Consider the following 25,773-nt stretch of genomic DNA (forward strand, 5'->3'; position numbering starts at 1 on the left):
ATGCGCACGATCAGATTGGGAGCAGGCGCCGGCTATTCGGGCGACCGCATCGAACCGGCCGTCGAGCTCGCGGAAAAGGGCGGGCTCGATTATCTGGTGTTCGAATGCCTCGCCGAGCGCACCATCGCGCTTGCGCAGGCCGCGCGGCTGAAGCATCCCGACGCCGGGTTCGACCCGTTGCTGGAAGCGCGGATGAAGGCGGTGCTGCCGGCCTGCCGCGCCAACGGTGTCCGCATCGTCACGAACATGGGCGCGGCCAATCCGGAATCCGCCGCGCGGACCACCACGGCGATCGCGCGGCAGCTCGGGGTTCATGGGCTCAAGATCGCCGCCGTCACCGGTGATGACGTGCTGGGCGATCTGAGGAACTCCGATCGTCCTCTCGACATCGGCTGCACGGTCGACAGTCTGGGCAATCGCATCGCGTCCGCCAATGCCTATCTCGGCGGCGCGTCAATCGCGCAGGCCTTGCAAGATGGGGCCGACGTCGTCATCACCGGTCGGGCCGCCGATCCCTCGCTTTTCCTCGGTCCGTTGATCCACGAGTTCGGCTGGGCGATGGACGATTGGCCGCTGCTGGGAAAAGGCATTCTGGTTGGCCATCTCCTGGAGTGCGCGGGTCAGGTCACCGGCGGATACTTTGCCGATCCCGGATACAAGGACGTCAGGGATCTTGCCCGTCTCGGCTTTCCGATCGGCGAAGTGCGCGAGGACGGGGATCTGGTGGTCACCAAGGTGCCGGGATCCGGCGGGCAGGTCACCGCCGCGACGGTCAAGGAGCAATTGCTGTACGAGATCCACGATCCCGCCCGCTATCTCCAGCCTGACGTGGTCGCTGACTTCTCGCATGTCCGGGTGGAAGAGATTGGCGAGGATCGCGTCCATGTCTTCGGTGCGACCGGCACGCCGAAATCAGGCGAACTCAAAGTTTCGGTCGGCTACATCGACAGTTATGTGGGCGAAGGCCAGATCTCCTATGCCGGGCCAGGCGCCCTCGAGCGCGGACGGCTGGCGCTCGAGATCGTGCGGGAGCGGCTTGCGATCGCGGGCGTGGAGACCAGTGAACTCAGGTGCGATCTCATCGGCTCGAACGCGCTCCATGGCGAGCGCCTATCGCAGCAAGCCCGACCTTACGAAGTGCGTGTTCGTGTGATCGGTCGCACCGCAACGCTGGCCGAAGCCCGGCGTATCGGCGAGGAGGTCGAGACCCTCTACACCAATGGTCCGGCCGGAGGCGGCGGCGCCTGGAAATCGGCCCGTGAAGTCATTGCCGTGGCATCGACCCTGATTCCTGAAGCTGCCGTACGCACGGCCATCCAATACTTCAACACGTGAGCGGGAAACGCGACACGCTCGCGATGAGCAGAGGGTGACAGCATGAAACTGCGGGACATCGCGCACTCGCGCACGGGAGACAAGGGCAACACGTCAAACGTCTCCCTGATCGCGTACGACCCGAATGATTATGGCCTGCTGTGCGACTACGTAACGGCCGAGCGAGTCAAGCACCTGTTCGACGGCATCGTCAACGGTGAGGTGACGCGATACGAATTGCCCGAGATCGCGGCGCTGAACTTCGTCATGAGCGAGGCGCTTGGCGGCGGAGTGACGCGATCCCTTGCCATCGATGCACACGGAAAGTCGCTCAGCTCGGCATTGCTGAACATGGACCTTCCCGATGACGTCAGTTCCACTTCGAACGAGTAGCTCATGATCAAACCCTTTCTGTCGTTTCCGCCATCGGAGGGAGACAAGATCCTCGTCGATCAGGGCCGGGTTCTGATGCCGGATTGAGCTTACGCGGGCCGAACGTGTGCGCCCGCGTTCAAGACGCCGCCATGCCCCCATCGCCGTCCAACGCCTTGCGGATCATCTCGGCGAGCTGGTTGCGGCGATAAGGCTTCGTCAACAGCATCACGCCGTCGTCGAGCTTGCCGTGATGGACGATGGCGTTGTCGGTGTAGCCGGAGGTGTAGAGCACCTTGAGGCCCGGCCGGCGCTTCGCCACCTCGTCGGCGAGCTCGCGGCCGCTCATGCCGCCCGGGATCACGACGTCGGTGAAGAGCAGGTCGAAGGCATGGCCGTCCTCGATCATCTGCAGCGCCGCCTTGCTGTCGCCGGCCGCCACTGTCTTGTAGCCGAGGCTCTGCAGCTGCGCAGTGACGAAATTGCGCACCAGATTGTCGTCCTCGACGATGAAGATGGTCTCGGCGCCGCCTTCGGCCTGCGCTGCGGCTGACGCTGTCGTTTCGGCCGTGCCGTCGCCTGGCGGCAGATACAGCTTGATCGTGGTGCCGTGGCCTTCCTCGCTATAGATCTTGATGTGTCCGCCGGACTGCTTGACGAAGCCATAGACCATGGAGAGGCCCAGGCCGGAGCCCTTGCCGACCTCCTTGGTGGTGAAGAACGGCTCGAAAGCCTTGTCCTGAACGCTCTGCGGCATGCCGATGCCGCTGTCGCTGACGGCGAGCATCACGTAAGCGCCGGGCCTGACGTCGGCATTGGCCTGCGCATACGCCTCGTCCAGGACGACGCGGCGCGTCTCGAGCAGCAGCTTGCCGCCATCAGGCATGGCGTCGCGGGCGTTGATCGCCATGTTGAGAACGGCGTTGGTGAGGCGCGACGGATCGATGTGCGAGGTCATCGTTCCCTGTTCCAGCACGGTCTCGATCTGGATCTGCTCGCCCAGTGTCGGGCGCAAGAGTTTTGCGATGTCGGTGATGGCGGCGTTGATCTCGATGTCGCGCGGCTGCAGCGGCTGTTTTCGCGCGAATGCGAGTAGGTGCTGAATCAGCTCGGCACAGCGCTCCGCGGCATCGTCGATCAGCCGTGCTGTGCGCTGCAGCTCGGGCTGGCCCTTCAGGCCTGCCACCAGCGTCTCGGTATTGCCGGAGATCACCGTCAGCATGTTGTTGAAGTCGTGCGCGACTCCGCCGGTCAGCTTGCCGATCGAATCGAGCTTCTGCGACTGGTAAAGTTGCCGCTCGGTTTCACGCGACGAGGTCGCGTCATGATACACCAGCACGGCGCCGGAGATGTTGCCTTGCCCGTCGCGCATCGGCCGGCCGCTGATCATCAGATGTCGCGGATTGTCGCCGCTGTGCGGGCGGACGATCATCTCGAGAGCTTCGAACTCGTCGCCGCGCAGGACTCGCACGGAGGGCAGCTCGTCGGCCGTGAGCGGCGTGACGCCGTCGCCCTGGAATACGTCGGATAGCGCACGCAGATTGCGCAAGTTCATGCCGGCGCGATGCAGCAGGATCCGCTCGGCCGCGGGATTGGACAGCAGGACCGTGCCTTCCTTGTCGATCACCAGCACCGCTTCCGCCATGCTGCGGAACGTGCTCTGGAGCACGTTGACCGACAAGCGCAGCTCGTCGTGGGCGGTGACGAGGTGCTCGGTGCGTTCGGCGACGGCGGCCTCGAGCGCCGCCTTGGCAGCTTGCGTTTGCTCGAGCGAGCTCTGAAGCTGCACCGTGGTGCGCCGGCTCTCGCGCATCACCATCAGGACCAGCAACAGGATCACCAGCGCGCCCGCAACGTCGATGCCGAGCAGCACGATGCCGGTGCGGCGCGAATCCATCGATCGCGCGCTGAGCAGCCGTTCTTCGCCCGAACTCAGATGGTCGAGATTGCCCATCACCGTGTCCATCAGGCCGCGGCCTTCGCCCTTGCCATTGAGTGCGGCAATGCCGTCGCCGTCATTGGTGGTGCGCAGCCGCATCGCCTCTGCGGCGATCTCGATCCGACGCAACGCCAGCGGTTCGGTCGCCTCCAGCAACGCGACCTGATCGGAATTATCGTGAACGCTGCGCTTGAGGTCGGCGAGCGCGGGCGCGATCTGGGCCCGCGCCGCCTGAAACTCGTCGTTGAAGCTCTGGCTGCGATAGATCTCGTAGCCGCGCGCGGCGCTCTCGGCGCGCCGCATCAGCAGGCGCAGGTCGGAAATCTTCTTCAGCACCTCGACGGTGTGATTGACCCAGGCCGCATCGGACCGCGACTCGACGTCGAGGCCGATTGAGGCGGCGGTGATCAGCAGGAGGATGGCAAGTCCAGCACCGAGAATGACGCGCTGCGAAGGGATCAAGGTGCTTCTTTCTTGTCCTTCGGCGGCGCGGCCTCACCGAGGGTTTCCCGGATCGTGGTCAGCAGGACCTCGGGCGTGAACGGCTTGCGCAGGCAGCGCGTCGCGCCAAGCTCCAGTGCCATGCGGAGAAAGTCCGGAGAGGGCGAGGCGGATGAGGCAAAGGCGTAGCCCGACATGGCAATCAACGGGATGGCAGGCGCGCGCTCATGGAAGATGCGGATGGATTCGAAGCCGCGCATATGCGGCATGAAGATGTCGACCAGCATCACATCGAACGTCTGCGCTTCGAGCGCAGCAAGCCCTGTCTCGCCACCGTCGGTGAGCGTGACATCGAAGCCCTGGCGCTGCAGGAGGACCTCGATGGTCGCGCCGACCATCGGATCGTCATCGACCACGAGAATACGCGGCATGACCCTTCCTAGTAGATCGAAGTCCCCACAGCGATTGGTGATATAGGCGAATCGTGCGCCGGGTCAATTTTCGATTGGCCAGGAATCGCTATGCATCGCGGCATGCATAGCGCCCCGTTTGGGTTCCGATCGCTGCGAGGTGTTGCAGCTGAATCTCGAAGGAATTCAATGACAGGTTGAGGCAAATCCGCGCGATCAACGAAAGCTGTTTCGTCACATGGCAAAGATAGCGACCGATGCCGTGTGCTGTGGGCGATCGATATTCGCTCTCATTCCCCCGCTTGCCGGCGCCGACCAAAAGCCTGCGCGGCACCCATGACCGGCGCCGCGCAGGACTGACATGCGTCAGGCCGCGTTACGGGCAGGGATGGCGCAGGCCGTCATAGCCGAGATAGGTGCCGGACGCCGGGTCGTAGGACCGGTAGCGTTGCGCGCAATAGGCCGCCGCATCGCCGCCGCCGTCGGGGACCACAGCGACGGCCGCGCCGTCGTCATAGTATCCGTCGTCGTAGTAGGAATCGTCGTAATACGGACCGCCGTAATAGGCATAGGAGCCAAGGCCGCCGACCGCAGCGCCTGCCGCGAAGCCCGGCCAGAAGCCACCACCGCGATGGTGATGCCAGTCGCCGCCGCGCCAGTTGCCGCCATTCCAGGTGCCGCCGGCCGCCGCGAAGTTGCGGCCGCCGCCGTTGAAGGTGGTTCCACCACTATTGAAGGTGGCTCCCCCGCTCGGGCGTACCGCCGTGCTGGCTGCGAAATTGCCGCTGCCACCACCTAACCGGGCGGCGCCGCCAAAGTTGCCACCGCCCACGTGGGCAGCGCCACCGCCGAAATGTGCTCCGCCGCCGCTGAAATGGCCGCCGCCGAAGCCGCCGTGGCCGCCACGGCCCTGGGCAAAGCTCGGGGTTGCCATCGGAATAACGAGTGCCAGCGCCGCGGCCGCACCCAAAACTCTCAGACTGTTCATGTTCAAACTCCTTTCCCGCGAAGCAAATCTCTTGAAAGGGCACCGGTTCCTTGGGATCACGTCGGTTTGCGCATGGGCGTAGATTTCCCCTCCACGCTGGCCCGGCATGAATGGATCGCGATCGATTTGCGGCAGCATGGATTGCCGCTGCCACCGCGTTTGGGCTGGGCACCGCCGCGCCGGTCGAACTGGACATTTGGCCGTCCGGATGGCATCAGGACCTCACGAAGCAGGGCCCTTGCCGCATGAAACAATTCTTCCTGAAGCTCTTCACCTGGTGGAACGGCCAGACCTTTGGCACGCAACTCTGGACCTCCAGGTTCGGAGAACTGGTCGGTCAGGACGAGCAGGGTAACCGCTACTACCGCACGGCCGGTGGCAAGATCGACCCCACGCTCGGCTTCGAGCGGCGCTGGGTGATCTATAACGGCTATGCCGAAGCCAGCCGCATTCCGCCGGCCTGGCACGGCTGGATCCATCACGTCGTCGATGTGCCGCCGACCGAGCTCAACTATCAGCCGCGCGAGTGGGAAAAGCCGCACCAGCCGAACCTCACCGGCACGGGGAAGGCCTACCGTCCGTCGGGCTCGACCTTGGCCAGCGGCAGGCGGCCGAAGGCCACCGGCGACTACCAGCCCTGGACGCCCGGCTAACCGCGCCTTCCTTGGTCAGCGGATCGGATGCACGCGCATCCGCATCGCGTCGCTGTGGACAACGGGAACAGCGGGGATGCCGGCTGCGCGGGCGTTGCGTCTGCGCGAGCGATGCGGCTCAATCAACCCATCTTACGGAGATGGGAGACCATCGCGTTCGGTTCGGGCAACAGTTCGCGACTGTCCCGAAATGCAGCGGCCGCCGAGGAAGGACTCGATCGGGAGATAGGCCCCCGGTCTGGGAGTTCCGACATCGCCCTATGAGAATGTGCGCCGCCGTGAGACAGGAAAGGCCGCTTGGGAAACCGAGCGGCCTTTTTCTGTCGTCACATCACCCGCGCCGCTGCGCGCTTCACCGCATCGAGACGGCGGGCTTGGAATGGCGCGACGCGCTCCTTCATGAGCGCGATCACCTCGGCCGGAGCGGTCTCCGGCGAGCCGGCGTTGAATGGCGGCGCGGGATTGTATTCGAGGCGGAGCTGGATGGCCTCTGCGGTGGTGCGATCGACGAGCAGCGACACCAGCGTCAGTGCGAAATCGATTCCCGCTGTCACGCCCCCGCCGGTCACGCGGTTGCGATCGATGCAGACGCGCGTCTTCGTCGGCGTCGCGCCGAACAGCGCGAGCATCTCCATCGCGCTCCAATGGGTGGCGGCGTTGTAGCCCTTCAAGAGTCCGGCTGCGCCCAGCACCAGCGATCCCGTGCAGACCGACGTGACGAATTTGGCGCCCGCAGCCTGTTTGCGGATGAAGCCGAGGGTCTCCTCGTCATCGAGGAGCGCGTCGGTGCCGAAGCCGCCGGGAATGCAGATCACGTCCAGTTGCGGGCAGTCCGCGAACGTCATGCTCGGTGTCAGCATCAACACGGAATCGCTCGGCACGGGCTCCAGCGTCTTCCAGATCAGGTGCACGGTCGCGCCGGGGACGGACGAGAACACCTGCAACGGGCCGGTGAAGTCGAGCTGCGTGACGCGCGGGAACACCAGAAGGCCGATCTGGAGCGGTGCCGACATGAGAACCTCCGGACAAAAGCTTGACGTGCGCAGGATGGCATGATGCCTTCATGTCAAAAATGGGGTATTTCCCTCAGATTCGGACATGACCATGATCGGCATCCTGATCTTCCCGGACTTCCAGCTGCTCGATGCGGCCGGCCCGATCTCGGTGTTCGAGATCGCCGCACGCGCTAGCGGCAAGCCGCTTGCGCTGCGGGTGCTCGCGCTGAACCCAGGAGCCGTGCGCTCGTCCTCCGGCGTCGAGATGATGGCGCGCGATTTCAAAGCGGCGAACGCGATCACGACGCTGGTCGTGGCGGGCGGTGCGGGCGTCTCGGCTTCGGCGCGCTGTCCTGTGACGCTCGCCTTCGTGCAGCGGCTGGCCAGGCGCGGCGTGCGGATCGCCAGCGTCTGCTCGGGCGCCTATGTGCTTGCGGAGGCCGGCCTGCTCGATGGCCGCCGCGCCACCACGCATTGGGGCCGTACGCGCGAATTCGTGGCACGCTATCCGAAGGTGAAGTTCGAGCCGGACCAGATCTTCACACGCGACGGCAATATCTGGACGTCCGCCGGCATCAGCGCCGGCATCGATCTCGCCCTCGCGATGGTCACCGAGGATCATGGCGAGGAGATCGCGCAGGCGACCGCACGCCAGCTCGTGCTCTATCATCGCCGCAGCGGCGGCCAGTCGCAGTTCTCATCGCTCCTCGAACTGAAGACGCCGAACGGCCGCTTCGGCGCGCTGTTGTCGTGGGCGCGGGAAAATCTCGACGCGCGGTTGACGGTGGAAAACCTCGCCGATCGCGCCGGCATGAGCGCGCGGCATTTCGCGCGCGCTTTCGCTGCGGAGACCGGTACGACGCCGTCCAAAGCGATCGAGCGGTTGCGGATCGAGGTCGCCCGCGAACGCGTGCAGTCCTCGCGCGAGGCGATCGAACGCGTCGCCGAGACCACCGGCTTCGGCGACCCCGAGCGCATGCGCCGCGCCTTCATCCGCGCCTTCGGCCAGCCGCCGCAGGCACTGCGGCGCGCGGCGCGGGCGGGGTAGGGGGCGCGCGGTCGTCAGGCCAAGGCCTTGCCGACCTCGCGACCGACGGCTGCGATCACATCGTTTCGTCCATTGGGATCAAGCGATGCGCCGGTGAGATAGACCGCGATGACGAGCGGCGACCGCTCGGGCGGCCACACGATGGCGACGTCATTGGTGGTGCCATGTTCGCCTGCTCCTGTCTTGTCGCCAACACGCCAGCCTTGCGGCAGGCCGGCACGCAAACGACTATCGCCGGTCTTGTTTGCGATAAGCCATTTGCCGAGTTGCTCGCGCCCCTCCGGGAGGAGGACGTCGCCGATCAGCAGGCGCCTGAAGTTAGCGGCCATTGCATTCGGCGTCGTGGTGTCGCGGAGATCGCCCGGGGCCGCTTCGTTCAGTTCGGTTTCAATCCGGTCCAATCTTGTCATCTGGTCGCCGAGGCTTCGCGCAAAGCTGGTCAAGCCGGCGGGACCGCCAATGTTTTTCAGGAGTGCGTTGCCGGCTGTGTTGTCGCTCATGGTAATGGCCGCCTCGCAAAGTTCGCGAAGCGACATTCCGTCGCCGCCGACATGCTTGCTCGTGACGGGCGAGTACTCGACGAGATCGGCCTGCTCGATACGAACGCGCCGCTCGAGTCCTTCCAGCTTGCTGCCCACGTCCTTTAGTATTGCTGCCGCCGCCAGGACCTTGAATGTGCTGCACATGGGAAAGCGTTCGTCCCCCCTGTGATGGAACGGAGTGCCCGTCGTGGTGTCGAGCACGGAGACACCGAGCCGGCCTCCGCTCTTCAGTTCCAGTTGCTTGATGGCCTCGACGAGCGCTGCGGTTCCACCTGGCGCGGCCACCGAAACATCAGGCAGCAAGAGACTTCCCGCGACCGCAAGTGCAGATGAGCCGAATTGACGTCGTGTGAGCATCGAGATCTCCCGTGAATTGCGGCAGGTTTTTGCGTCGCGCTCCGGCAATTGACAAACGATGCTTCGTGAGGCCATCCATAAGTAAAACTTGGATCGGAAAACTTGGATCGGAAAACTTGGATCGGACTTGGCCCGTCGCCCTGCCAGTATTTCGAATCTGCCCCTGAACGCGCTTCGCTCATTCGAAGCGGCCGCGCGCCATCTCAGCTTCACCAAGGCCGGTCTCGAACTTTGCGTGTCGCAGGCCGCCGTGAGCCAGCAGGTGCGCACTCTGGAAGAGAGCCTGCGCGTCAAGCTCTTCAAGCGGCTGACCCGCGGGCTTGCTCTCACGGAAGAAGGCGAGGCGCTGCAGCCCGTCATCGCGAGCGCCTTCGGCCAGATCAGTCAGGTCCTGGATCGGTTCGAGAACGGTCGCATGCGCGAGAGTCTGGCAATCGGCGTGGTCGGCACGTTCGCGTCGGGCTGGCTGCTTCCGCGCCTCGGCAGCTTCACCTCGGGCCATCCGCACATCGACGTCAGGATCTTCGCGAACAACAACCGTGTGGACCTCGGCGGCGAGGGATTGGACTACGCCATTCGCTTCGGCGACGGCGCGTGGCACGGGACCAATGCCGAACGACTGGTCGATGCGCATTTCACACCGATGTGCGCGCCTGATGTCGCCAAGCGCCTCAAAAGTCCAGTCGACCTCCACAAGGAAGTGCTGTTGCGGTCGTATCGACCGGGCGAGTGGGCGCACTGGTTCGAGATGGCAAAATGCAGGCAGCCGCGGATGACCGGCCCGACCTTCGATTCTTCGGTCTCGCTGGCGCATGCGGCAGCGCAAGGCGCGGGAGTTGCGCTCTTGCCGGTCGTGTTGTTTGCGGACGATCTGTCACGCAAGCGGCTGGTTTGCCCTTACAACGCCCGGGTCTTCCTGGGATCCTATTGGCTGACGTCGCTGAAATCAAAACGGCATTCGCAGGCGATGAAGGCCTTTCGCGACTGGATCCTGGCGGAGTGCGACAAAAAGAGGCTCCGCAATCCATGAGACCACGGGCCGCGCGCGCCAATCTGCAGGCCCTATGTGACGCGGCCTGGAGGCGCCGCGGCGGCGCTTCCGTGCGCCGTCAGCCGCCGCGCGATGGGCATCAGCAGGTAGGGCGCAAGGTGGATCGGAAACTGCGTCATCGCGAAATAGAGCCAGGTGGTGGGCGGCAACGCACCTGCGGTCGCGGCCAGCATCAGGCCGAGATTGCGCTGCGACACCATCAGGGCGAGCGCCAGCGCACGCTCATAGCCGACGCGGCGGAACAGCAAGGTCGTGACGGCGAGTAGCGTGAAATAGGCCGCGAAGGCGAGCGCCGCGATGCTGATCGTGAAGAGCGGATTTGCGACGACATCGTGCGCCACGTCGCTCATGATTGCGGATGCGAAGATCAGGAGAATGATGATATTGAGGCCGTCGATCGGCTGCTTGTGATGCTGGATCGCGTCGGTGCCGAAGACCCATCGGATGAACGTCGCCGCGAGCAGCGATGTCGCGAGAATCCCGAGCAGCTTCAGTCCCAGGGCGAGCGGCGAGATGCTCAGCATGCCGCCGAGGAAGAGGCCTGCAAACAGCGATGCGGTGAAGGGAATCACGGCGGTCGCCGTCACCAGCGTCACCAGCACAAGGGTGGCATCGAGACCCATCAGCGCTGCGAGCGCTGGTGCTGCCATCATCGGCGAGGCGATGCTCTGGAGGATCAAGGCGAGTGACAGGCCGGGCGCGTGATCGGCGAGCCCCGTGAGGTGTGCGGTCAGGCCGACGATGACAGGCACGCCGATGGTGGTCCAGGCCGTGGCGGTCGCCACCAGCGCCGGCCGGCGCAGATGGCCGTACAGCGCCACAAGATCGACCCGCATGAAGGAGATGCAGAGCAGGCACAGGATCGCCTCGGTGATGTAGGGCCGCAGCAGCACACCGAGCGGCGGCACCGCCATCGCGATGAACACGACGGACGCCACCGCGCGCGTCCCCTGGCCGCCAAGCCAGCTCAGGCCGCGGAGCGGAAGGGCGACGATGGTTTGGAGGGCGGAGGGCATGCGGAGGAACGCGTTATCAGTCCGGTGCTGTGGTCAGGATCCCTGGGACTGAAGATCATCCCCCTCGACTATCTCATCCGTGGCCCGGTCTGGCCAGACAGCGGCGGGCAGGGCCGGAATGCCGCCCTTTCCCCGCCGTATTCGGCGTGTTAACCCGGGGCCTGCGAGCGGCGGTATCCCCTGTAGAATGTCCAACAAGCCCGATTCGCTGTTGAAGCCGCGCGAGATGTTCAAAAGCTTTACCCTGACAGGCCTTGCGGTATTGCTGGCCGCTACCGCGCTGACGGTTGCGACGCCGGCCCAGGCGCAGATCGGCACGATCTTCTCCGATCCGCCACCGCGGCCGCCGGGGACGATCCCCCGTGGCGGGCAGCCGATGCCGCAGCCGACCCCTGATGACGACGAAGAAGTCCCGGAACTGCCGCCGCAGGGCCGCGTGCTGCCCTCTCGCCCGATGCCGCCGGCTCGCCAGGGTAATGTCATGCCCGGACCGGTCGAGACCCAGCCGCTGGCCCCACCACCGGGCACCAGCGTCGCTCCACAGAACCAGCCGCCGGCCGTCGCGGTTGCGCCGCCGGGCGGGCCTGCTCAGCCGGGACAGCGCCAACCCCAGCAGAAGGGCGCTCCCCAGCAGGGTGCCGTGCCGCAGGCCCCCGCAAGCCTCCAGCCGGGCGACGAGGTCGTCACCGAGCCGCCGGCCCAGAAGATCGTGAACAAGAAAGCCACTTTCTCGGGCCTGGACAAGATCACCGGGCGCATCATCAATTTCGACGAGGAAATCGGCGAGACCGTGCAGTTCGGCGCGCTCCGCGTGAAGACCGACGCCTGCTATACGCGGCCTGCGACTGAAGCCGCAAATACCGATGCGTTCGTCGAGGTCGACGAGATCACCTTGCAGGGCGAGGTGAAGCGGATCTTCTCGGGCTGGATGTTTGCGGCGAGCCCCGGCCTGCATGGCGTCGAGCATCCGATTTACGACATCTGGCTGACCGACTGCAAAGAGCCGCAGCAGACCGTTGCGACCGCTGCGCCCGATCCCGCGACCAAGCCGGCCGCCCCGCCACCGCCGCCTCCGGCGCAGAAGAGGACCGCGCCGAAGCAGGCCGTGCAGCGGCCGCCGCAGCAATTGCCGCCGGTGCAGCAGCAGCCTGCGCCGCCGCCACCTCCTCCGCCGCCGGAGCAGCGGCCCGGTCTGTTCGGCATTCCCGGGTTTGGCCGCTAGAGCATGATCCGGAAAAGTGTGCAGCGGTTTTCCGAAAAGATCATGGCAAACAATAAGCTAAAGTGCGATGACGATTCATCCTAATCTCATCGCGCTTTAGGAGATTGTCGTTTGCCTATTGCCGCGAGGCGATGATCTCGAGCGCGCGCGTGCCTGGAACCGGATCTCCACTGGACAGCCGCAGGAAATCGCCGGGCTCACCGGCGAGCGCCTTGTCGAGCAGCGCGGTGTAGCGCCGTCGGGAAATCTCGGCCGCACCAAAGCTCTTCAGGTGCTCGGTGACATATTGCGTGTCGAGCAGCTCGAAGCCGCCATGGATCAACCGCGCGACCAGATGCACCAGCGCCACCTTCGAGGCGTCGCGCGCGGTGTGGAACATGCTCTCCCCGAAGAAGGCGCGCCCCAGGCTCACGCCATAGAGGCCGCCGACGAGGTCGTCGCCCTGCCAGGCCTCGACGCTGTGACAATGGCCGAGCTCGTAGAGGCCGCCATAGAGGTCGCGGATGCGCCTGTTGATCCAGGTGTCCTCGCGCCCGGCCTGCGGCGCGGCGCAGCCGGCGATGGTCGCCTTGAACGCGGTATTGACGGTGACGCGAAACGCATCAGAGCGCACGGTGCGCGCAAGTCGCGAGGCGACGCGAAAGCCATCGAGCGGGATCACGCCGCGCGTTTCCGGTTCGACCCAGAACAGGGTCGGGTCGTCGGCGCTCTCGGCCATCGGGAAGATGCCGCAGGCATAGGCGCGCAGCAGCACGGCCGGCGTAATTTCAGACGAGGCGGAGTCGCGCGAAGTCATGGTGCGCAATGATAGCAGGATCGCAGCGCGCGTGCGATGGGGATCAGCCCGCAGCGGCCGTGTTCGCCTTGCCTGATACGGCCGGCGTGCGGAGGAACCGAAGGATGATGCGGGTTCCGGAGTGGTCGGGATCGCGTTCGACGGTGGCATCGAGCTTGGTGGCCATGGCCGCGACGATGCGTTGGCCCATGCCGGTGGAACGCGGGTCGGCCTTGACGTTGTCACCGACGCCGTCGTCGCTGATCGACAGCAGCAGATCCTCGCCCTGCGAGGTCAGCTCGACGTGAATGGGCCCGGCGCCGTCGGGATAGGCGTATTTCACCGCGTTCATGACCAGTTCGTTGACGATGATGCCGACCGCAACGGCGCGGTCCGGATCGATCTCGATCGGCTCCGCCTTCACCGTCAGGCGCGACATCCGGTTGCCTTCGGCGGATCGCCTGAGATCCTCGAGCAAGGAGTCCAGGTACTGGTTGAGCACGACGCTCTTCAAGTCTTGTGAGGTGTAGAGGCGGCGGTGCACCTGCGCGACGGCGGCGACCCGACCCATCGCGTTGGTCAGCGCGGCCTTGACCTCGTCCTGGGCGGCAGAGCTCGCCTGCAGATGCAGCAGGGAGGCGATGATCTGGAGCGAATTGCCGACGCGGTGATTGACCTCGCGCAGCAAGAGCTCGCGTTCGGCGGCCAGCGCCGCATAGCGGTCGCGCGAGGCATGGATCTCGGCCTCGGCCTCTTCGCGCGCCCGCTGCAATTCGGCCTGGCGCAGCGCGCCTTCGGCTGCGACATGCAGCAGAGGGATGAAGTCGCCCTTGACGTCCTTGACCAGGTAGTCTGCCGCGCCCGCCTTCAGCGCGGTGACGGCGATGCTGGAATCCTGCGAGGCCGTGACGAACACCACCGGTGGGGCTCCCGGGATTGCCATGATCTGCTCCAGCGTCTCGATTCCGTCGAGGCCGGGCATGTATTGATCAAGCGCCACGACATCGATGCCTCCCTTGGCGCTCGCGTCGCGGATGCGCTCCAGGCCTTCCTCGCCGCTTGCGGCGTGAATGACCTTGTAGCCGCGCCGCGTCAGGCCGCGGTCGACCAGCCGCGCCAGCGCGCCATCGTCATCGATGTAGAGCAGTGTGGGCGTGCGCTGGTTCATGGGGCGGCAGGCGGGACCTGGATGACCGAGAAGAACAGGCCGAGTTGCCGGATGGCATTGGCGAAATTCTCGTAGTTGACGGGTTTGGTGATGTAGACGTTACAGCCGAGTTCGTAGCAGCGCTTGATCTCCTGGCTGTCGTCGGTCGTGGTCAGCACCACCACGGGTGAGGCCTTGAGATATTTGTTCTCCTTGATCTGCCTGAGGATATCGATCCCGGTCATGTCGGGCAGGTTGAGATCGAGCAGGATCAGGAGCGCATTGCCCTTCTGCACGAGACCGCTGCCATCAGGCCCGAACAAGTGCTTCATCGCATCGGTCCCGTTGGAAAACGAGATGATCTCGTTGTTCACCCCCGAACGGCGGATGTTGCGCTCGATCAGGCGCGCGTGTCCCTCGTCGTCCTCGATCATGATGATGCTGACGGGCAGAGTCATTTGTCGGGCTTCCGGTTGCTGACCTTCCAGGCGATAGGCAGCGTGATTGTGAAGGTGCTGCCTGCGTTCAATTCTGACGATACCGACATCGTGCCGCCGAGGCGGCGCACAAGTGCACGCACGTGCGCAAGACCGATGCCCTGGCCAGGCTTGTCCTGGGTTCCCGCACGCCGGAACAGGTCGAAAATCCGCTGATGATCCCTCGCGTCAATGCCGCGGCCGTTGTCGCTGATTTCAAAGATAGCGTAACCGAGCTTGGTGCGCCCGCGAATTCTGATCTCGCCGGGCACCCCGTTCTTCAAATACTTGATCGCGTTGTCGATCAGATTGGAGAAAATCTGCTCCAAAGCAAGCCGGTCGCTGACGATCTCAGGCAGCGGTTCGATGTGGATCTCGGCATGCGCTTCGGCAGCCTGATGGGCCAGCGAGGACACAATGGTCTCGATGAAGTCGCGGGTTTCGATCTTCTCCGGCTGGAACTCGCGCCGGCCCTCGCGGGTGAGGTTGAGGATGGCCGAGATCAGCCGGTCCATTCGCCCGATCGAGGATTTGATGAAGCCCAGCGCTTCGGCAAAATCCTCCGACAGCTGCTTGTCAGGACCGTCGAGCGCGATCTCGGCGGCATCGACCGGCGGTCCGCCCGCCGGCACGCCCGCGAGCCCTCCGATCCGTCGAAAGATGTCCTTGCCCAATTCCTCGAGCTCGCTGGTGAAGCCCATGATGTTGACCAGCGGCGAGCGCAGGTCATGGCTGACGATATAGGCAAAGCGCTGGATCTCGTCGTTGGCTTCGCGCAGGTCTGCCGTGCGTTCGTCGATGGTGGTCTCCAGATTGAGATTGGAGTCCCGCAGTCGTGTCTCGGCCTCGTCACGGGCGCGCGTGGAGCGTCGCACCAGCCAGATCGAAATCAGGGCCAGCACCACGACGAGGCCGGAGCCGATTCCGGTCATCGATGCGGCGAGCGTCTGGCTGCGGTCGGCGTTCTCCGAGCGAAGCCGGAAGAGGCGCTCCTCCTCCTGGATCATGGCGCCGGCGACGGTGCCGATGACGGCGGTGGTATTGGCCGAAGCGGCCTCGCGGACCAATGCCGCGGCCTTGTCCGGCTGGCCCTTTCGGACGAAATCCATTTCCTGGGCGAATTGGCCAAGCCGGATTTCGATTGCCGCGCTCAGTTTCTCGATGTTCTCGCGCTGGGCGGGATTATCGCCGATCAGATGGGTGGCCCTGTCGAGCGCGGGGATGATCGCGGCGACGGCCTTGTCGTGGTCTGCCTTAAAATCCGCCCCCTGGGTCAGGAGAAAGCCCCGCGCACTGCTTTCGGCGCGCCGGATTTCGAGCAGCAACGCGTTGACCTGGTTCTCCACCTCCAGGGTGTGAACCACCCATTTGCTGTCCTGCCGGGCCTTGTTGACGAGATAGACCGATCCGGCACTGATCACGGTCAGCACCAGAAGTCCCGCCGCGAACAGCAGAATCTGCCAGACTGCGCGCCGGCGCCGTTCCCCAGCCGTCACGGTCATGGCTCGTTACGCATCGCGGAGTTCAAAATGCCCCCTTGGACCTGTCCCAACCGTCGAGAACGCGATTGGGGCCAGAGGGTTCCACGGGTCGGAATTATTTCCCGGAGGGCTCCGTCTTGCCGGCGAGATACTGCTCCAGCCAGTGGATGTGGTAATCGCCGTCAATGATCGAAGGTTGACGCACCAGGTCGCGGAACAGCGGCAGCGTGGTCTCGATGCCATCGACCACCATCTCGTCCAGCGCACGGCGCAAGCGCATCAGGCATTCGGCGCGCGTCTTGCCGTGGACGATCAGCTTGCCGACGAGCGAATCGTAATACGGCGGGATCTGGTAACCCTGATAGACCGCGGAATCGATGCGCACGCCGAGACCGCCGGGCGGATGGTATTGCGAGATCCTGCCGGGCGAAGGGCGGAAGGTCTGCGGGTTCTCCGCATTGATACGGCATTCGATGGCGTGGCCGATGATCTGTATCTCGTTCTGCTTGGCCGGCAGCTCGCCGCCGGCAGCAATGCGGATCTGCTCCAGGACGAGGTCGATATCGGTGATGCTCTCGGTGACGGGATGCTCGACCTGGATGCGCGTGTTCATCTCGATGAAGTAGAACTCGCCATCCTCGAACAGGAACTCGATGGTGCCGACGCCGAGATATTTCATCTCGCGCATCGCCTTCGCGCAGGTCTCGCCGATCTTGGCACGCGCAGCGGCCGCCAGCACGGGCGAGGGGCCTTCCTCCCAGACCTTCTGGTGGCGACGCTGCAGCGAGCAGTCGCGCTCACCGAGATGGATCGCGCCGCCGCGGCCGTCGCCGAGGATCTGGATCTCGATGTGGCGCGGCTTCTGCAGGTATTTTTCGAGATAGACGGAGGCGTCGCCGAAAGCGGATTTCGCCTCATTGGCCGCCGTCGACAGCGCGATCTGGAGATCGGCCTCGGTTTGCGCGACCTTCATGCCGCGGCCGCCGCCGCCCGCAGCCGCTTTCACCAGCACCGGGAAGCCGATCTTCTTCGCGATGGCCATCGCGTCGTCGTTGGGGCCGACAGCGCCGTCGGAGCCCGGCACCACGGGGATGCCGAGCCGCTTGGCGGTCTTCTTGGCTTCGATCTTGTCGCCCATCAGGCGGATGTGCTCGGCCTTGGGGCCGATGAATTGCAGGTTGTGCTCGCCGAGAATCTCGGCGAAGCGCGCGTTCTCCGAGAGGAAGCCGTAGCCGGGATGCACCGCATCCGCGCCGGTGATCTCGCAAGCTGCGAGGAGCGCGGGGATGTTGAGATAGCTGTCCTTCGACGGCGGCGGCCCGATGCAGACGCTCTCGTCCGACAGGCGCACATGCATGGCGTCGGCGTCAGCGGTGGAGTGCACGGCGACAGTCGCTATCCCGAGCTCCTTGCAGGCCCGCAGGATGCGAAGGGCGATCTCGCCGCGATTGGCTATGAGGATCTTGTCGAACATGTTGTCCTGCAGCGAATGGCGAGTGGCGAATGGCGAGTAGGGAAGGCTGAGGCCAATCGCTATTCGCTATTCCCCAGTCGCGTCACTCAATAATAACCAGCGGCTCGCCGAACTCGACCGGCTGGCCGTCTTCGACGAGGATCTGCGTCACCGTGCCCGCGCGGGGCGAGGGGATCTGGTTCATGGTCTTCATCGCTTCGATGATCAGGAGGGTCTGCCCGACCGAGACCTTCGAGCCGACTTCGATGAACGGCTTGGCACCGGGCTCGGGCGACCAATAGGCGGTGCCGACCATCGGCGAGGTCACGGCGCCCGGATGTTTGGAGATGTCCGCAGCGGCGGCTGCAGGTGCCACGGCAGCGGGCGCTGCAGGGAGCGCGGGCGCTGCGGCTGCGACCGGCATCGGCATGGTCGCCGCGACGCTGAGGTTGCGGGCGACGCGCAGGCGCATGCCGGCACGTTCGATCTCGATTTCGGTGAGGCTGGTCTCATCGAGCAGCAGAGCGAGCTCGCGGACGAGCGCGGAATCCTCGCTGGAAAACTTTGCTGCTGCTTTGTCGTCTGGCTGGCGCGCCATGTTCTATGATCCGAATGTTCTGTGTGAAGAAGGAGCGTCAGGCTTTGGGCTTGATGCCGAGCTTGGCGGCAAGGCCCTGAATCGCAAGGCGATAGCCCTCGATGCCGAAACCGCAGAGCGAGGCGAAGGCCGCGCGCGCGGTGTAGGAGTGGTGACGGAAACTCTCGCGGGCATGGATGTTGGTCACGTGCACTTCGACGGTCGGGATCTGCACCGCGAGCAACGCGTCGTGCAGCGCGATCGAGGTGTGCGAATAGCCGCCCGCGTTGATGATGATGCCCTTCATCTTGCGCCCATGCGCCTCGTGGATGAAATCGATCAGCTCGCCTTCACGGTTGGACTGCCGGCAATCAGCCTTGAGGCCGAAGCTCACCGCGGTCTCCCGGCAAAGTGCCTCGACGTCCGCCAGCGTGGCATGGCCATACTTCTCGGGCTCGCGGGTCCCCAACATGTTGAGGTTTGGGCCATTGAGAACGAGGATCGTGTCGGTTGCTGGATCGGCCATTCCTGTCCCGGAAAGGTGTTTCGGCGTGGCGGGGTTATAGGTAACAAAGCGCCTGAGGGGAAGCCTTGAAGGGCCTCCCGGCCCGGTTCAGGTACCTCATCCGGCCTGCAAAAACCTGTGCGGAAGTCGCGGAAATTGCTTGTTAACCAGTTCAAAGCATGACTGTCGCCCAACGCAAAGGGGCGGGCATCGCTGCCCGCCCCTGAGCGCGCTGGCTATCGCCTTAGGTGTTCAGGACAGCCACGATCTCGTACGTGTCCGGATTGATGACCACGATCTCGTCCTTGACCAGGACGTACTTGTAGGTCCGCCATTCGGGATAGATCGTCACGACCCGGGACGGCAAGGCGTGCAGCTCGATACCCTCGCGCGGAATACGGGTGCCGACCGAGACCGAGAAGTTCGCGTTGGTCACCGGGCGCACGTGCTCCTCGCGGATCACCGAGGTGATCTGCGTGCGCTGCTCGGTCGAGAGCTTGGCGCCGGCGCCGGCCTGGCCGACGGTCGTGTTGGTGCTGCTCTGGCCCTGCGCATTCTGGTTGGTGCGCGTCTCGGTGCCCTGCTGGTTCTCGGCATTGTTGGTCGAGGCGCCGGTCTTGCTGCCCTCAGCCTTCATGTCCTTCTGGTCTTTGCCGGACTTGCTGGTGTCCTGGCTCATGCTCTTGGACTTGTCCTGCTGACCCTGCGCACGTTCCTCGCTGCGCTGGCCCTTCGCGGCGCCGGACTTCTCCTCGGCCGCGTTCTTGTTCATCTCACGGCCCGAGCGCTCGTCCTTGGTCGCGCCCGAGGACTTCTCCTCGGCCGAGGTGCCGGACTTCATGCTGCTGGAGCCGCCCGCCTGGCCGACGGTGCCTTTCTCATGGGTGGATTTCTCATGGGTGGATTCCTTGCCCATCGAGCCGCCGCGCTCGGCAGCGCCGCCTGACGACTGCGAGTGCTCCATCGGCTGCGCTCCAGCGCCGCCGCTCTCGTTCTTCATCGTGCCTTGTGCGTTCGCCAATCCGGTGCCCGCCAGGAGCGCGACTACGGCAACGGAGATCATAAAGCGATTAGACATCAAATTCTCCTCACGTGTTTCTTTTGCGTCATTGCCCGCGCCACCAACGAAAGGAGGTTTGAGTTGTTCCGGAACATCTGCTGTTCCCCGGTATTTGTTTCCTAAATACGGGATGAACATCCCCGCCGGATTCGGGCCAGGATTTGCTGCAGCGCTCGGCAACGAAAAAGGCCGGCTTTTCAGCCGGCCCGCATGATGTGTGGGAGTTGCAAAAGTCTGATCAGCAGGTCGCTTTGCCGCAGCGGGCGACGCCGATCTTTTCCTTGAGGCCCTCCAGGCCGACGGCGCCGACCACGATCTGCTTGCCGATCACGTAGCTCGGCGTCCCGTTCATGCCCATCGCTTCAGCGAGCTTGAAGTTCTCCTCGATGGTGGCGCGCACCTCGGGGCTCGCGATGTCCTTCTCGATCTTCGCAGTGTCGAGGCCGGCTTCCTTGGCGGCCTGCATGGCGCGCGCCTTGTCGGCCGGACCGCGGCCGCCGAGCAGCTTCTGGTGGAAGTCGAGATATTTCTTGCCGGAGGGATCCTGCATGCGCACGGCGACCGCGACCTGCGCGGCCTCGACCGAGCCCTGGCTCAGCACCGGAAATTCCTTCAGCACGACCTTCAGCTTGGGATCGGACTTCAGCAGGTCGAGCATGTCGCCCATTGCCCGCTTGCAGTAGCCGCAATTGTAATCGAAAAACTCGACGAAGGTGACGTCGCCGTCCTTGTTGCCGAGCACGACCTGGCGCGGCGAGTTGAAGATCGCATCCGAGTTTTGCGCGACGCTGGCCTCGTGCTTCTCGGACTCGGCCGCGGCCTGGCGCTTGCTGAGCTCGGTCATGGCCTCCTCGAGCACCTCGGGATGGGTGACGAGGTAGTTCTTGATGATCGCCTCGATATCGGTGCGCTGGGCATCCGAGAAGGTCTCGGCCGAAGCCGGTCCCGTTGCGCCGAAAATGGCGAGCGCAAACAGCGCGGGAGCTAGCAGGCGCAGCGAAGGCATTGGCAAATCCTCTTATCCAGAGCAGGTTTCGAAAAAGTCCCGGCGGGCTTATGCCGGTGCGTGACGTCAAGTGCCGGTCGTCGTGTCAGGCAGTGATGGGTGCCTCTCGTCTAGTTGCGCGGCGGTTTCGAGGCCACGATGTCGTCGGCCTTGACCCATCCGGGCGTGCCGACGGCGAAACGGGTTTTCGCGCGCGTGGCGAGCTCGCGAGCGGTCTTGTTGTCGCCGCGCAGGTAAGCGGCTTGGGCGGAGGCGAGATCCGCCTCGGCATAGTCTCCCTTCCGGCCATAAGCCATCGCGAGCTGGGTGTAGCCGATCGGCGCCTCGGGCTCGCGCGCCACCGCCGCACGGAGAATCCTGATGGCATCGTCCGTGTAGGCCTTATTATCGGTTCCAACCAGAGCCTGCCCAAGTAACATCTCGATGAGGGCCGCATTGTTCGAGAGCGCGACAGCCTTGCGCAGGGGGGCGATCGCATCGGCCGGCTTGCCGCTCTCCAGCAGGGCCTGGCCCTTGACCTCGTAGAAATACGGGTTGTTCGGCTGCACTGCGATCAGCGCGTCGACCTGGGCCAGCGCGCTGCGCAAATCGCCATGCAGATAGGTGCTGATCGCCCGGGCATAGCGCGCCGGCAGGGTGTCATTGGTGAGGGGATAGCGACGGTAGACCGTCTCGGGCCGTTCCATGAAGGCCGAGATCTTGGCGCGCACCATGTCATGGCGAAGCTGAAGCGCGGGATCGTCCTTCTTGTCCCAATAGGGGCTGGTGCTGGCGAACTCCTGGAGCGCTGCGACGCGCTCGGCGGGCATCGGGTGCGACTGCAGATAGGGATCGGCGCCGCGCGCGGCGAACAGGCTCTCGCTGGTGAAGCGCTTGAAGGTCTCGTACATGCCCTTCGGCGACTGTTGGGTGGCGGTCAGGAATTTGACGCCGGCGCGGTCGGCGTTCTCCTCCTGCTGGCGCTGGTAGGACAGCAGCGAACGGCGGATCATCTCCTGCGGACCGGCGATCGCTGCCGCGCCGGCATTGGCGAGGCCGTTATTGCCGCCGCGGCTGGCACCCGCCGCGATGGCGCCGGCGCCGAGCAGCATGGCGATGATCATCTGGGTCTGGGCGCTGGCGAGCTGCTCGCGCAGCTTGGCCAGATGGCCGCCGGCCAGATGGCCGGTCTCGTGAGCGAGCACGCCGATCAGCTGGTTCGGGGTCTCCGACTGGAGGATCGCGCCGTAATTGACGAAGATGCGACGGCCGTCGGCGACGAACGCGTTGAACGAGCTGTCGTTGATGATCACCATCTGGATGTTCTGCTTCTCCAGACCCGCAGCCCGCAGGATCGGGCGCGTATATTCGCGCAACAGCTGCTCGGTTTCGGTGTCACGCAGGACCGGCGGGCCTTTGCCTTCTTGCGCCCGGGCCGCGGAGAACGGTGACAGGACCATGGCCCCTGCCGTGACAATGGCGGTCAGCGCCGAGGCCTTCTTGCGCAATGCGATCTGGAGCAACATCAAACGGTCTGGATCAAACGGGCTTGGAATGCAGTCTTATGCTGGGTTTTTGGCGATTGGCGGCGGACCGGATACGCGATATGCCCTTATGAGCCGTATAATGCGGCTAGTCTGGGGCGCAAGCGCCCTGTTTTGCGGACCGGACGGACCGGTGTGCCAGCGAAATAGCAGAAACCGATGCACGATGCGACATTGAGGAACCGGGCGGGGCAGTGGCTCGAGCCGTCCCGCCGTAGTGATGTTCCCCCGTTCATGGTCATGGACGTGATGGCGGCTGCCGCGCGGATCGAGGCTGATGGCGGCCATGTCATCCACATGGAGGTCGGCCAGCCCGCCGCGGGCGCTCCGAAGACGGCGATTGCGGCCGCGCAGGCGGCGCTTGCAACGGCGCGGATCGACTACACCTCGGCGCTCGGCATCCCGAGCTTGCGCGAGCGCATCGCGCGGCATTATCGCGATGCCTATGGCTGCATCGTGAGCCCCGACAGGATCGTGGTGACCACCGGCTCTTCCGGCGGCTTCATCCTGGCCTTCCTGTCGATGTTCGAGCCCGGCGATCGCGTCGCTGTCACGGTGCCGGGCTATCCGCCGTACCGCCACATCCTCACCGCGCTCGGATGCGAGCCGGTGCTGATCGAGACCACCGACGAGACACGCCATGCGCTGACTGGCGAGGCGCTGCTCGCTGCCCATCGCAAGGCGCCGCTGAAGGGCGTGCTGGTCGGCAGCCCCGCCAATCCGACGGGAACGATGATGTCCCGGGAGGCGCTCGCCGGCCTCATCGCCGCCGCCGAGGATGCCGGCATCCGCTTCATTTCCGACGAGATCTATCACGGGCTCGATTACGCGTTTCCGGCAGTGACCGCAGCGGCACTGTCCAAGGATGCGCTCGTGATCAACTCGTTCTCGAAATATTTTTGCATGACGGGCTGGCGCGTCGGCTGGATGGTCGTGCCTGACATTCTGGTGCGTCCGATCGAGCGGCTGCAGCAGAACCTCTCGATCTCGGTGCCGTCGCTGTCGCAGATCGCGGCCGAGGCCGCCTTCGACGGTGCGGCCGAGATGGAAGAGATCAAGCACGGCTATCAGGAAAACCGGCGCATCCTGATCGAGGGATTGCCGAGGGCGGGCCTCGCCAAATTCCTGCCGGCGGATGGCGCATTCTACCTCTATGCCGACGTCTCGGATTTCACGTCGGACAGCTTCGATTTCGCCAAGGAGATGCTGGAGAAGGCCCACGTTGCGGCGACGCCCGGGGTCGATTTCGATCCGATCCACGGTCGCTCCTTCGTCCGTTTCTCCTATGCGCGCTCGGCCGCGGAGATGCGGGAGGCAGTTGACCGGATCGCTCACTGGCTTAAATAGCCGGCAGTTTTCGCGACACTTCCGGAGTTCATCTTGTCTGACCGAACCGTCCAATCCGCCGCCACGCATTCGCCTCTTGCCGCAATGATGTGGCCAACACGGCCAGGAGAAGCTGTCAGCGCCTTGCGTGCTGTCGTGATGATTGCGCTTGGTACCGCAATGATGGCGCTATCAGCAAAGGTGAATTTGCCACTGCCTTACGTGCCGATGACGTTGCAGACGTTGGTCGTGCTGGTCATCGGCGCGGCTTATGGCTGGCGCCTTGGCAGCGCAACCATGATTGCCTATCTCGCCGAAGGCGCGATGGGATTGCCGGTGTTCGCCGGCCCGGTTGGTGGAATTGCGCCGCTGGTCGGCCCGACCGCCGGCTATCTCTTCGGCTTCGTGGCTGCGGCCTTCATCACCGGCTGGCTTGCCGAGCGAAGCTGGGATCGCAATGTGGCGCTGCTGTTTGTGGCGATGGCAGTCGGCCACGTCGTTATTTTCATCGGCGGTTTCGTCTGGCTGGCTTGCGGCATCCACCTTGGTGCGGAAAAGGCCTGGCTGGTCGGCGTTGCGCCCTTCATCCTGGCCTCCGTCATCAAGAACGTGCTCGGGGCGGCCCTTATGCCGGCGGGGCGTCGGATCGTTGATCGTCGCGGTTAATTTCACCGCGCGGAATGTTCCAATTGACAGAGCCAGCCAAATTGAATTTGGCTGGCTCTGAGCTTTAAGGGGGGAGGAAAAAAACAATGACAACGACAACGACAACGGTGGCCGCCGCGCCCGCCGCACCTGCTGCGGCCAAGCCGTGGTATAAAATTCTCTACATCCAGGTGCTGATTGCCATCGTGCTCGGCGCGATCGTCGGCTGGCTCTGGCCGTCGGTCGCGACCAACGACTGGATCAAGGCGCTCGGCGACGGCTTCATCAAGCTGATCAAGATGGTGATCGCTCCGATCATCTTCTGCACCGTGGTCTCCGGCATCGCGCACATCCAGGACGCCAAGAAGGTCGGGCGCATCGGCGTCAAGGCGCTGGTCTATTTCGAAATCGTCTCCACTTTCGCGCTCATCATCGGCCTCATCATCGGCAACGTGGTGAAGCCGGGTGCAGGCTTCGGCAATGCCGCCGCCAACGCGCAGGCCGTCGCCGGCTATGCCAAGCAGGCCGAGGGCCAGAAGAGCGTCGACTTCATTTTGCACATCATTCCCGACACCGTGGTCGGCGCTTTCGCGCAAGGCGAAATCCTCCAGGTGCTGCTGTTCTCGGTACTGTTCGGCTTCGCCATCATGGGGCTAGGCGAGCGCGGCCACGTCATCCGCAGCTTCATCGACGACGCCGCGCATGCGGTGTTCGGCGTGATCTCGATCGTGATGCGCGCCGCGCCACTCGGCGCGTTTGGTGCGATGGCCTTCACGATCGGCAAGTTCGGCACAGGTGCCATCCTCAATCTGATCGGCCTGATCGCGACGTTCTACCTGACCGCGGCATTGTTCATCGTCGTGGTGCTCGGCACCATCGCGCGCTTCGCCGGTTTCTCGATCTTCAAATTCCTCGCCTACATCAAGGACGAGCTGTTGATCGTGCTCGGCACCTCGTCGTCGGAAAGCGCGCTGCCGACCTTGATGGAGAAGCTGGAACGGCTCGGCTGCTCCAAATCGGTGGTCGGCCTCGTGGTGCCCACGGGCTATTCGTTCAACCTCGACGGCACCAACATCTACATGACGCTGGCGACGCTCTTCATCGCGCAGGCGCTCGGCTACGATCTCACCTTCAGCCAGCAGCTCACGATCCTGGTCGTGGCGATGCTGACCTCGAAGGGAGCCTCGGGCATCACCGGTGCGGGCTTCATCACGCTGGCGGCGACGCTGGCCGTGGTCGATCCGCGCCTCGTGCCCGGCATGGCGATCGTGCTCGGCATCGACAAGTTCATGAGCGAGTGCCGCGCGTTGACCAATCTCTGCGGCAACGGGGTGGCCTGCGTGATCGTCGCCTGGTGGGAGGGCGAGCTCGATCGCGACAAGCTCAACGCGCGGCTGAGCCGGCAGATCGATCCGACGGACATGGAAACCGCCGTCACGACGGACTGATCT

General features: G+C 64.5%; 25 protein-coding genes. 9 read left to right on the plus strand and 16 right to left on the minus strand.

What is annotated here, in order from left to right:
- Together ACVW16_RS34475 and ACVW16_RS34480 are read left to right on the plus strand one after the other, a co-directional pair.
- A complete protein-coding gene (locus ACVW16_RS34475) occupies positions 1 to 1,335 on the plus strand; it encodes an acyclic terpene utilization AtuA family protein (RefSeq protein WP_456738539.1) in 1,335 nt (444 codons plus the stop codon).
- 42 nt (positions 1,336 to 1,377) lie between these two features.
- Complete coding sequence (locus ACVW16_RS34480; RefSeq protein WP_456703367.1) at positions 1,378 to 1,707, plus strand: AtuA-related protein; 330 nt, start codon at positions 1,378 to 1,380, stop codon at positions 1,705 to 1,707.
- 118 nt (positions 1,708 to 1,825) lie between these two features.
- On the opposite strand, the gene ACVW16_RS34485 is transcribed toward ACVW16_RS34480, so the two are convergent.
- The 3 genes from ACVW16_RS34485 to ACVW16_RS34495 all read right to left on the minus strand — a co-directional run bounded on the left by ACVW16_RS34485 (position 1,826) and on the right by ACVW16_RS34495 (position 5,464).
- Entirely contained in the window at positions 1,826 to 4,087 is a 2,262-nt protein-coding gene (locus ACVW16_RS34485; protein WP_456735005.1) for a CHASE3 domain-containing protein, read from the minus strand.
- Positions 4,084 to 4,497 carry a response regulator gene (locus ACVW16_RS34490; RefSeq protein ID WP_456703369.1) on the minus strand — a complete coding sequence of 138 codons (414 nt, stop codon included), beginning with the start codon at positions 4,495 to 4,497 and terminating at the stop codon, positions 4,084 to 4,086. Before ACVW16_RS34490 ends, ACVW16_RS34485 begins: the two co-directional genes overlap by 4 nt.
- Positions 4,498 to 4,852: 355 nt before the next feature.
- A complete protein-coding gene (locus ACVW16_RS34495) occupies positions 4,853 to 5,464 on the minus strand; it encodes a BA14K family protein (protein ID WP_456703370.1) in 612 nt (203 codons plus the stop codon).
- A 245-nt stretch (positions 5,465 to 5,709) separates the two neighbouring features.
- Between ACVW16_RS34495 and ACVW16_RS34500 the strand changes: the two genes are divergently transcribed.
- Complete coding sequence (locus ACVW16_RS34500; RefSeq protein ID WP_456703371.1) at positions 5,710 to 6,117, plus strand: NADH:ubiquinone oxidoreductase subunit NDUFA12; 408 nt, start codon at positions 5,710 to 5,712, stop codon at positions 6,115 to 6,117.
- 326 nt (positions 6,118 to 6,443) lie between these two features.
- Here ACVW16_RS34500 and ACVW16_RS34505 read toward each other — a convergent pair whose 3' ends face one another.
- Entirely contained in the window at positions 6,444 to 7,130 is a 687-nt protein-coding gene (locus ACVW16_RS34505) for a DJ-1/PfpI family protein (protein WP_456703372.1), read from the minus strand.
- Positions 7,131 to 7,221: 91 nt separating this feature from the next.
- Here ACVW16_RS34505 and ACVW16_RS34510 point away from each other — a divergent pair, with 91 nt between their 5' ends.
- Entirely contained in the window at positions 7,222 to 8,160 is a 939-nt protein-coding gene (locus tag ACVW16_RS34510; protein ID WP_456705272.1) for a GlxA family transcriptional regulator, read from the plus strand.
- Positions 8,161 to 8,174: 14 nt separating this feature from the next.
- On the opposite strand, the gene bla is transcribed toward ACVW16_RS34510, so the two are convergent.
- Positions 8,175 to 9,059 (minus strand): class A beta-lactamase, encoded by an 885-nt coding sequence (gene bla, locus ACVW16_RS34515; RefSeq protein WP_456735006.1) that lies wholly within the window; start codon positions 9,057 to 9,059, stop codon positions 8,175 to 8,177.
- A 127-nt stretch (positions 9,060 to 9,186) separates the two neighbouring features.
- Between bla and ACVW16_RS34520 the strand changes: the two genes are divergently transcribed.
- On the plus strand, positions 9,187 to 10,089 hold the full coding sequence (locus ACVW16_RS34520; RefSeq protein ID WP_456735007.1) for a LysR substrate-binding domain-containing protein: 903 nt from the start codon (positions 9,187 to 9,189) through the stop codon (positions 10,087 to 10,089).
- Between the two features lie 32 nt (positions 10,090 to 10,121).
- On the opposite strand, the gene ACVW16_RS34525 is transcribed toward ACVW16_RS34520, so the two are convergent.
- Complete coding sequence (locus tag ACVW16_RS34525) at positions 10,122 to 11,126, minus strand: Na+-dependent transporter (protein WP_456735008.1); 1,005 nt, start codon at positions 11,124 to 11,126, stop codon at positions 10,122 to 10,124.
- Between the two features lie 187 nt (positions 11,127 to 11,313).
- On the opposite strand from ACVW16_RS34525, the gene ACVW16_RS34530 reads away from it, so the two are divergent.
- Positions 11,314 to 12,348: a DUF2155 domain-containing protein gene (locus ACVW16_RS34530; RefSeq protein WP_456703375.1), complete on the plus strand. Its 1,035-nt coding sequence runs from the start codon at positions 11,314 to 11,316 to the stop codon at positions 12,346 to 12,348.
- Positions 12,349 to 12,463: 115 nt separating this feature from the next.
- On the opposite strand, the gene aat is transcribed toward ACVW16_RS34530, so the two are convergent.
- The 10 genes from aat to ACVW16_RS34580 all read right to left on the minus strand — a co-directional run bounded on the left by aat (position 12,464) and on the right by ACVW16_RS34580 (position 22,333).
- Positions 12,464 to 13,144: a leucyl/phenylalanyl-tRNA--protein transferase gene (gene aat, locus ACVW16_RS34535; RefSeq protein ID WP_456703376.1), complete on the minus strand. Its 681-nt coding sequence runs from the start codon at positions 13,142 to 13,144 to the stop codon at positions 12,464 to 12,466.
- Between the two features lie 43 nt (positions 13,145 to 13,187).
- Complete coding sequence (locus tag ACVW16_RS34540; RefSeq protein WP_456703377.1) at positions 13,188 to 14,291, minus strand: sensor histidine kinase; 1,104 nt, start codon at positions 14,289 to 14,291, stop codon at positions 13,188 to 13,190.
- The gene (locus tag ACVW16_RS34545; RefSeq protein WP_456703378.1) at positions 14,288 to 14,728 is read right to left on the minus strand and encodes a response regulator; all 441 of its coding nucleotides are present in this window, start codon (positions 14,726 to 14,728) and stop codon (positions 14,288 to 14,290) included. Before ACVW16_RS34545 ends, ACVW16_RS34540 begins: the two co-directional genes overlap by 4 nt.
- A complete protein-coding gene (locus tag ACVW16_RS34550) occupies positions 14,725 to 16,248 on the minus strand; it encodes a sensor histidine kinase (RefSeq protein WP_456703379.1) in 1,524 nt (507 codons plus the stop codon). The genes ACVW16_RS34545 and ACVW16_RS34550 overlap by 4 nt, the downstream gene beginning before the upstream one ends.
- Positions 16,249 to 16,342: 94 nt before the next feature.
- Positions 16,343 to 17,701, minus strand: coding sequence for an acetyl-CoA carboxylase biotin carboxylase subunit (gene accC / locus ACVW16_RS34555; RefSeq protein ID WP_456703380.1), 1,359 nt, complete (start codon positions 17,699 to 17,701; stop codon positions 16,343 to 16,345).
- A gap of 82 nt (positions 17,702 to 17,783) precedes the next feature.
- Positions 17,784 to 18,278 carry an acetyl-CoA carboxylase biotin carboxyl carrier protein gene (gene accB / locus ACVW16_RS34560; RefSeq protein ID WP_456802595.1) on the minus strand — a complete coding sequence of 165 codons (495 nt, stop codon included), beginning with the start codon at positions 18,276 to 18,278 and terminating at the stop codon, positions 17,784 to 17,786.
- Positions 18,279 to 18,315: 37 nt separating this feature from the next.
- Positions 18,316 to 18,783 carry a type II 3-dehydroquinate dehydratase gene (aroQ, locus tag ACVW16_RS34565; protein WP_456735009.1) on the minus strand — a complete coding sequence of 156 codons (468 nt, stop codon included), beginning with the start codon at positions 18,781 to 18,783 and terminating at the stop codon, positions 18,316 to 18,318.
- 223 nt (positions 18,784 to 19,006) lie between these two features.
- Positions 19,007 to 19,840: a DUF1236 domain-containing protein gene (locus ACVW16_RS34570; protein ID WP_456735010.1), complete on the minus strand. Its 834-nt coding sequence runs from the start codon at positions 19,838 to 19,840 to the stop codon at positions 19,007 to 19,009.
- A 220-nt stretch (positions 19,841 to 20,060) separates the two neighbouring features.
- Positions 20,061 to 20,828, minus strand: a complete 768-nt coding sequence (locus ACVW16_RS34575) for a DsbA family protein (protein WP_092229072.1) — start codon at positions 20,826 to 20,828, stop codon at positions 20,061 to 20,063.
- A 110-nt stretch (positions 20,829 to 20,938) separates the two neighbouring features.
- Positions 20,939 to 22,333, minus strand: a complete 1,395-nt coding sequence (locus ACVW16_RS34580) for a M48 family metalloprotease (protein WP_456735011.1) — start codon at positions 22,331 to 22,333, stop codon at positions 20,939 to 20,941.
- 177 nt (positions 22,334 to 22,510) lie between these two features.
- On the opposite strand from ACVW16_RS34580, the gene ACVW16_RS34585 reads away from it, so the two are divergent.
- From ACVW16_RS34585 to ACVW16_RS34595, 3 genes are all read left to right on the plus strand, one after another.
- On the plus strand, positions 22,511 to 23,698 hold the full coding sequence (locus ACVW16_RS34585) for a pyridoxal phosphate-dependent aminotransferase (RefSeq protein ID WP_456703385.1): 1,188 nt from the start codon (positions 22,511 to 22,513) through the stop codon (positions 23,696 to 23,698).
- An 87-nt stretch (positions 23,699 to 23,785) separates the two neighbouring features.
- Complete coding sequence (locus tag ACVW16_RS34590; RefSeq protein WP_456738167.1) at positions 23,786 to 24,343, plus strand: biotin transporter BioY; 558 nt, start codon at positions 23,786 to 23,788, stop codon at positions 24,341 to 24,343.
- Positions 24,344 to 24,429: 86 nt separating this feature from the next.
- Positions 24,430 to 25,770, plus strand: a complete 1,341-nt coding sequence (locus ACVW16_RS34595; RefSeq protein ID WP_456703386.1) for a dicarboxylate/amino acid:cation symporter — start codon at positions 24,430 to 24,432, stop codon at positions 25,768 to 25,770.
- Positions 25,771 to 25,773: the final 3 nt, after the last annotated feature.

Source organism: Bradyrhizobium sp. USDA 4474, assembly GCF_054057515.1.

What these genes read in the sequence shown, in the direction of transcription:
- ACVW16_RS34490 (WP_456703369.1), bottom strand. Translation starts at nt 4,497, where the DNA reads ATGCCGCGTATTCTCGTGGTCGATGACGATCCGATGGTCGGCGCGACC.
- accC (WP_456703380.1), bottom strand. Translation starts at nt 17,701, where the DNA reads ATGTTCGACAAGATCCTCATAGCCAATCGCGGCGAGATCGCCCTTCGC.
- ACVW16_RS34530 (WP_456703375.1), top strand. Translation starts at nt 11,314, where the DNA reads ATGTCCAACAAGCCCGATTCGCTGTTGAAGCCGCGCGAGATGTTCAAA.
- ACVW16_RS34590 (WP_456738167.1), top strand. Translation starts at nt 23,786, where the DNA reads ATGTGGCCAACACGGCCAGGAGAAGCTGTCAGCGCCTTGCGTGCTGTC.
- ACVW16_RS34475 (WP_456738539.1), top strand. Translation starts at nt 1, where the DNA reads ATGCGCACGATCAGATTGGGAGCAGGCGCCGGCTATTCGGGCGACCGC.
- ACVW16_RS34575 (WP_092229072.1), bottom strand. Translation starts at nt 20,828, where the DNA reads ATGCCTTCGCTGCGCCTGCTAGCTCCCGCGCTGTTTGCGCTCGCCATT.
- ACVW16_RS34525 (WP_456735008.1), bottom strand. Translation starts at nt 11,126, where the DNA reads ATGCCCTCCGCCCTCCAAACCATCGTCGCCCTTCCGCTCCGCGGCCTG.
- accB (WP_456802595.1), bottom strand. Translation starts at nt 18,278, where the DNA reads ATGGCGCGCCAGCCAGACGACAAAGCAGCAGCAAAGTTTTCCAGCGAG.
- ACVW16_RS34480 (WP_456703367.1), top strand. Translation starts at nt 1,378, where the DNA reads ATGAAACTGCGGGACATCGCGCACTCGCGCACGGGAGACAAGGGCAAC.
- ACVW16_RS34495 (WP_456703370.1), bottom strand. Translation starts at nt 5,464, where the DNA reads ATGAACAGTCTGAGAGTTTTGGGTGCGGCCGCGGCGCTGGCACTCGTT.
- ACVW16_RS34505 (WP_456703372.1), bottom strand. Translation starts at nt 7,130, where the DNA reads ATGTCGGCACCGCTCCAGATCGGCCTTCTGGTGTTCCCGCGCGTCACG.
- ACVW16_RS34545 (WP_456703378.1), bottom strand. Translation starts at nt 14,728, where the DNA reads ATGACTCTGCCCGTCAGCATCATCATGATCGAGGACGACGAGGGACAC.
- aat (WP_456703376.1), bottom strand. Translation starts at nt 13,144, where the DNA reads ATGACTTCGCGCGACTCCGCCTCGTCTGAAATTACGCCGGCCGTGCTG.
- ACVW16_RS34550 (WP_456703379.1), bottom strand. Translation starts at nt 16,248, where the DNA reads ATGACCGTGACGGCTGGGGAACGGCGCCGGCGCGCAGTCTGGCAGATT.
- aroQ (WP_456735009.1), bottom strand. Translation starts at nt 18,783, where the DNA reads ATGGCCGATCCAGCAACCGACACGATCCTCGTTCTCAATGGCCCAAAC.
- bla (WP_456735006.1), bottom strand. Translation starts at nt 9,059, where the DNA reads ATGCTCACACGACGTCAATTCGGCTCATCTGCACTTGCGGTCGCGGGA.
- ACVW16_RS34510 (WP_456705272.1), top strand. Translation starts at nt 7,222, where the DNA reads ATGATCGGCATCCTGATCTTCCCGGACTTCCAGCTGCTCGATGCGGCC.
- ACVW16_RS34500 (WP_456703371.1), top strand. Translation starts at nt 5,710, where the DNA reads ATGAAACAATTCTTCCTGAAGCTCTTCACCTGGTGGAACGGCCAGACC.
- ACVW16_RS34580 (WP_456735011.1), bottom strand. Translation starts at nt 22,333, where the DNA reads ATGTTGCTCCAGATCGCATTGCGCAAGAAGGCCTCGGCGCTGACCGCC.
- ACVW16_RS34570 (WP_456735010.1), bottom strand. Translation starts at nt 19,840, where the DNA reads ATGTCTAATCGCTTTATGATCTCCGTTGCCGTAGTCGCGCTCCTGGCG.
- ACVW16_RS34540 (WP_456703377.1), bottom strand. Translation starts at nt 14,291, where the DNA reads ATGAACCAGCGCACGCCCACACTGCTCTACATCGATGACGATGGCGCG.
- ACVW16_RS34585 (WP_456703385.1), top strand. Translation starts at nt 22,511, where the DNA reads ATGCACGATGCGACATTGAGGAACCGGGCGGGGCAGTGGCTCGAGCCG.
- ACVW16_RS34595 (WP_456703386.1), top strand. Translation starts at nt 24,430, where the DNA reads ATGACAACGACAACGACAACGGTGGCCGCCGCGCCCGCCGCACCTGCT.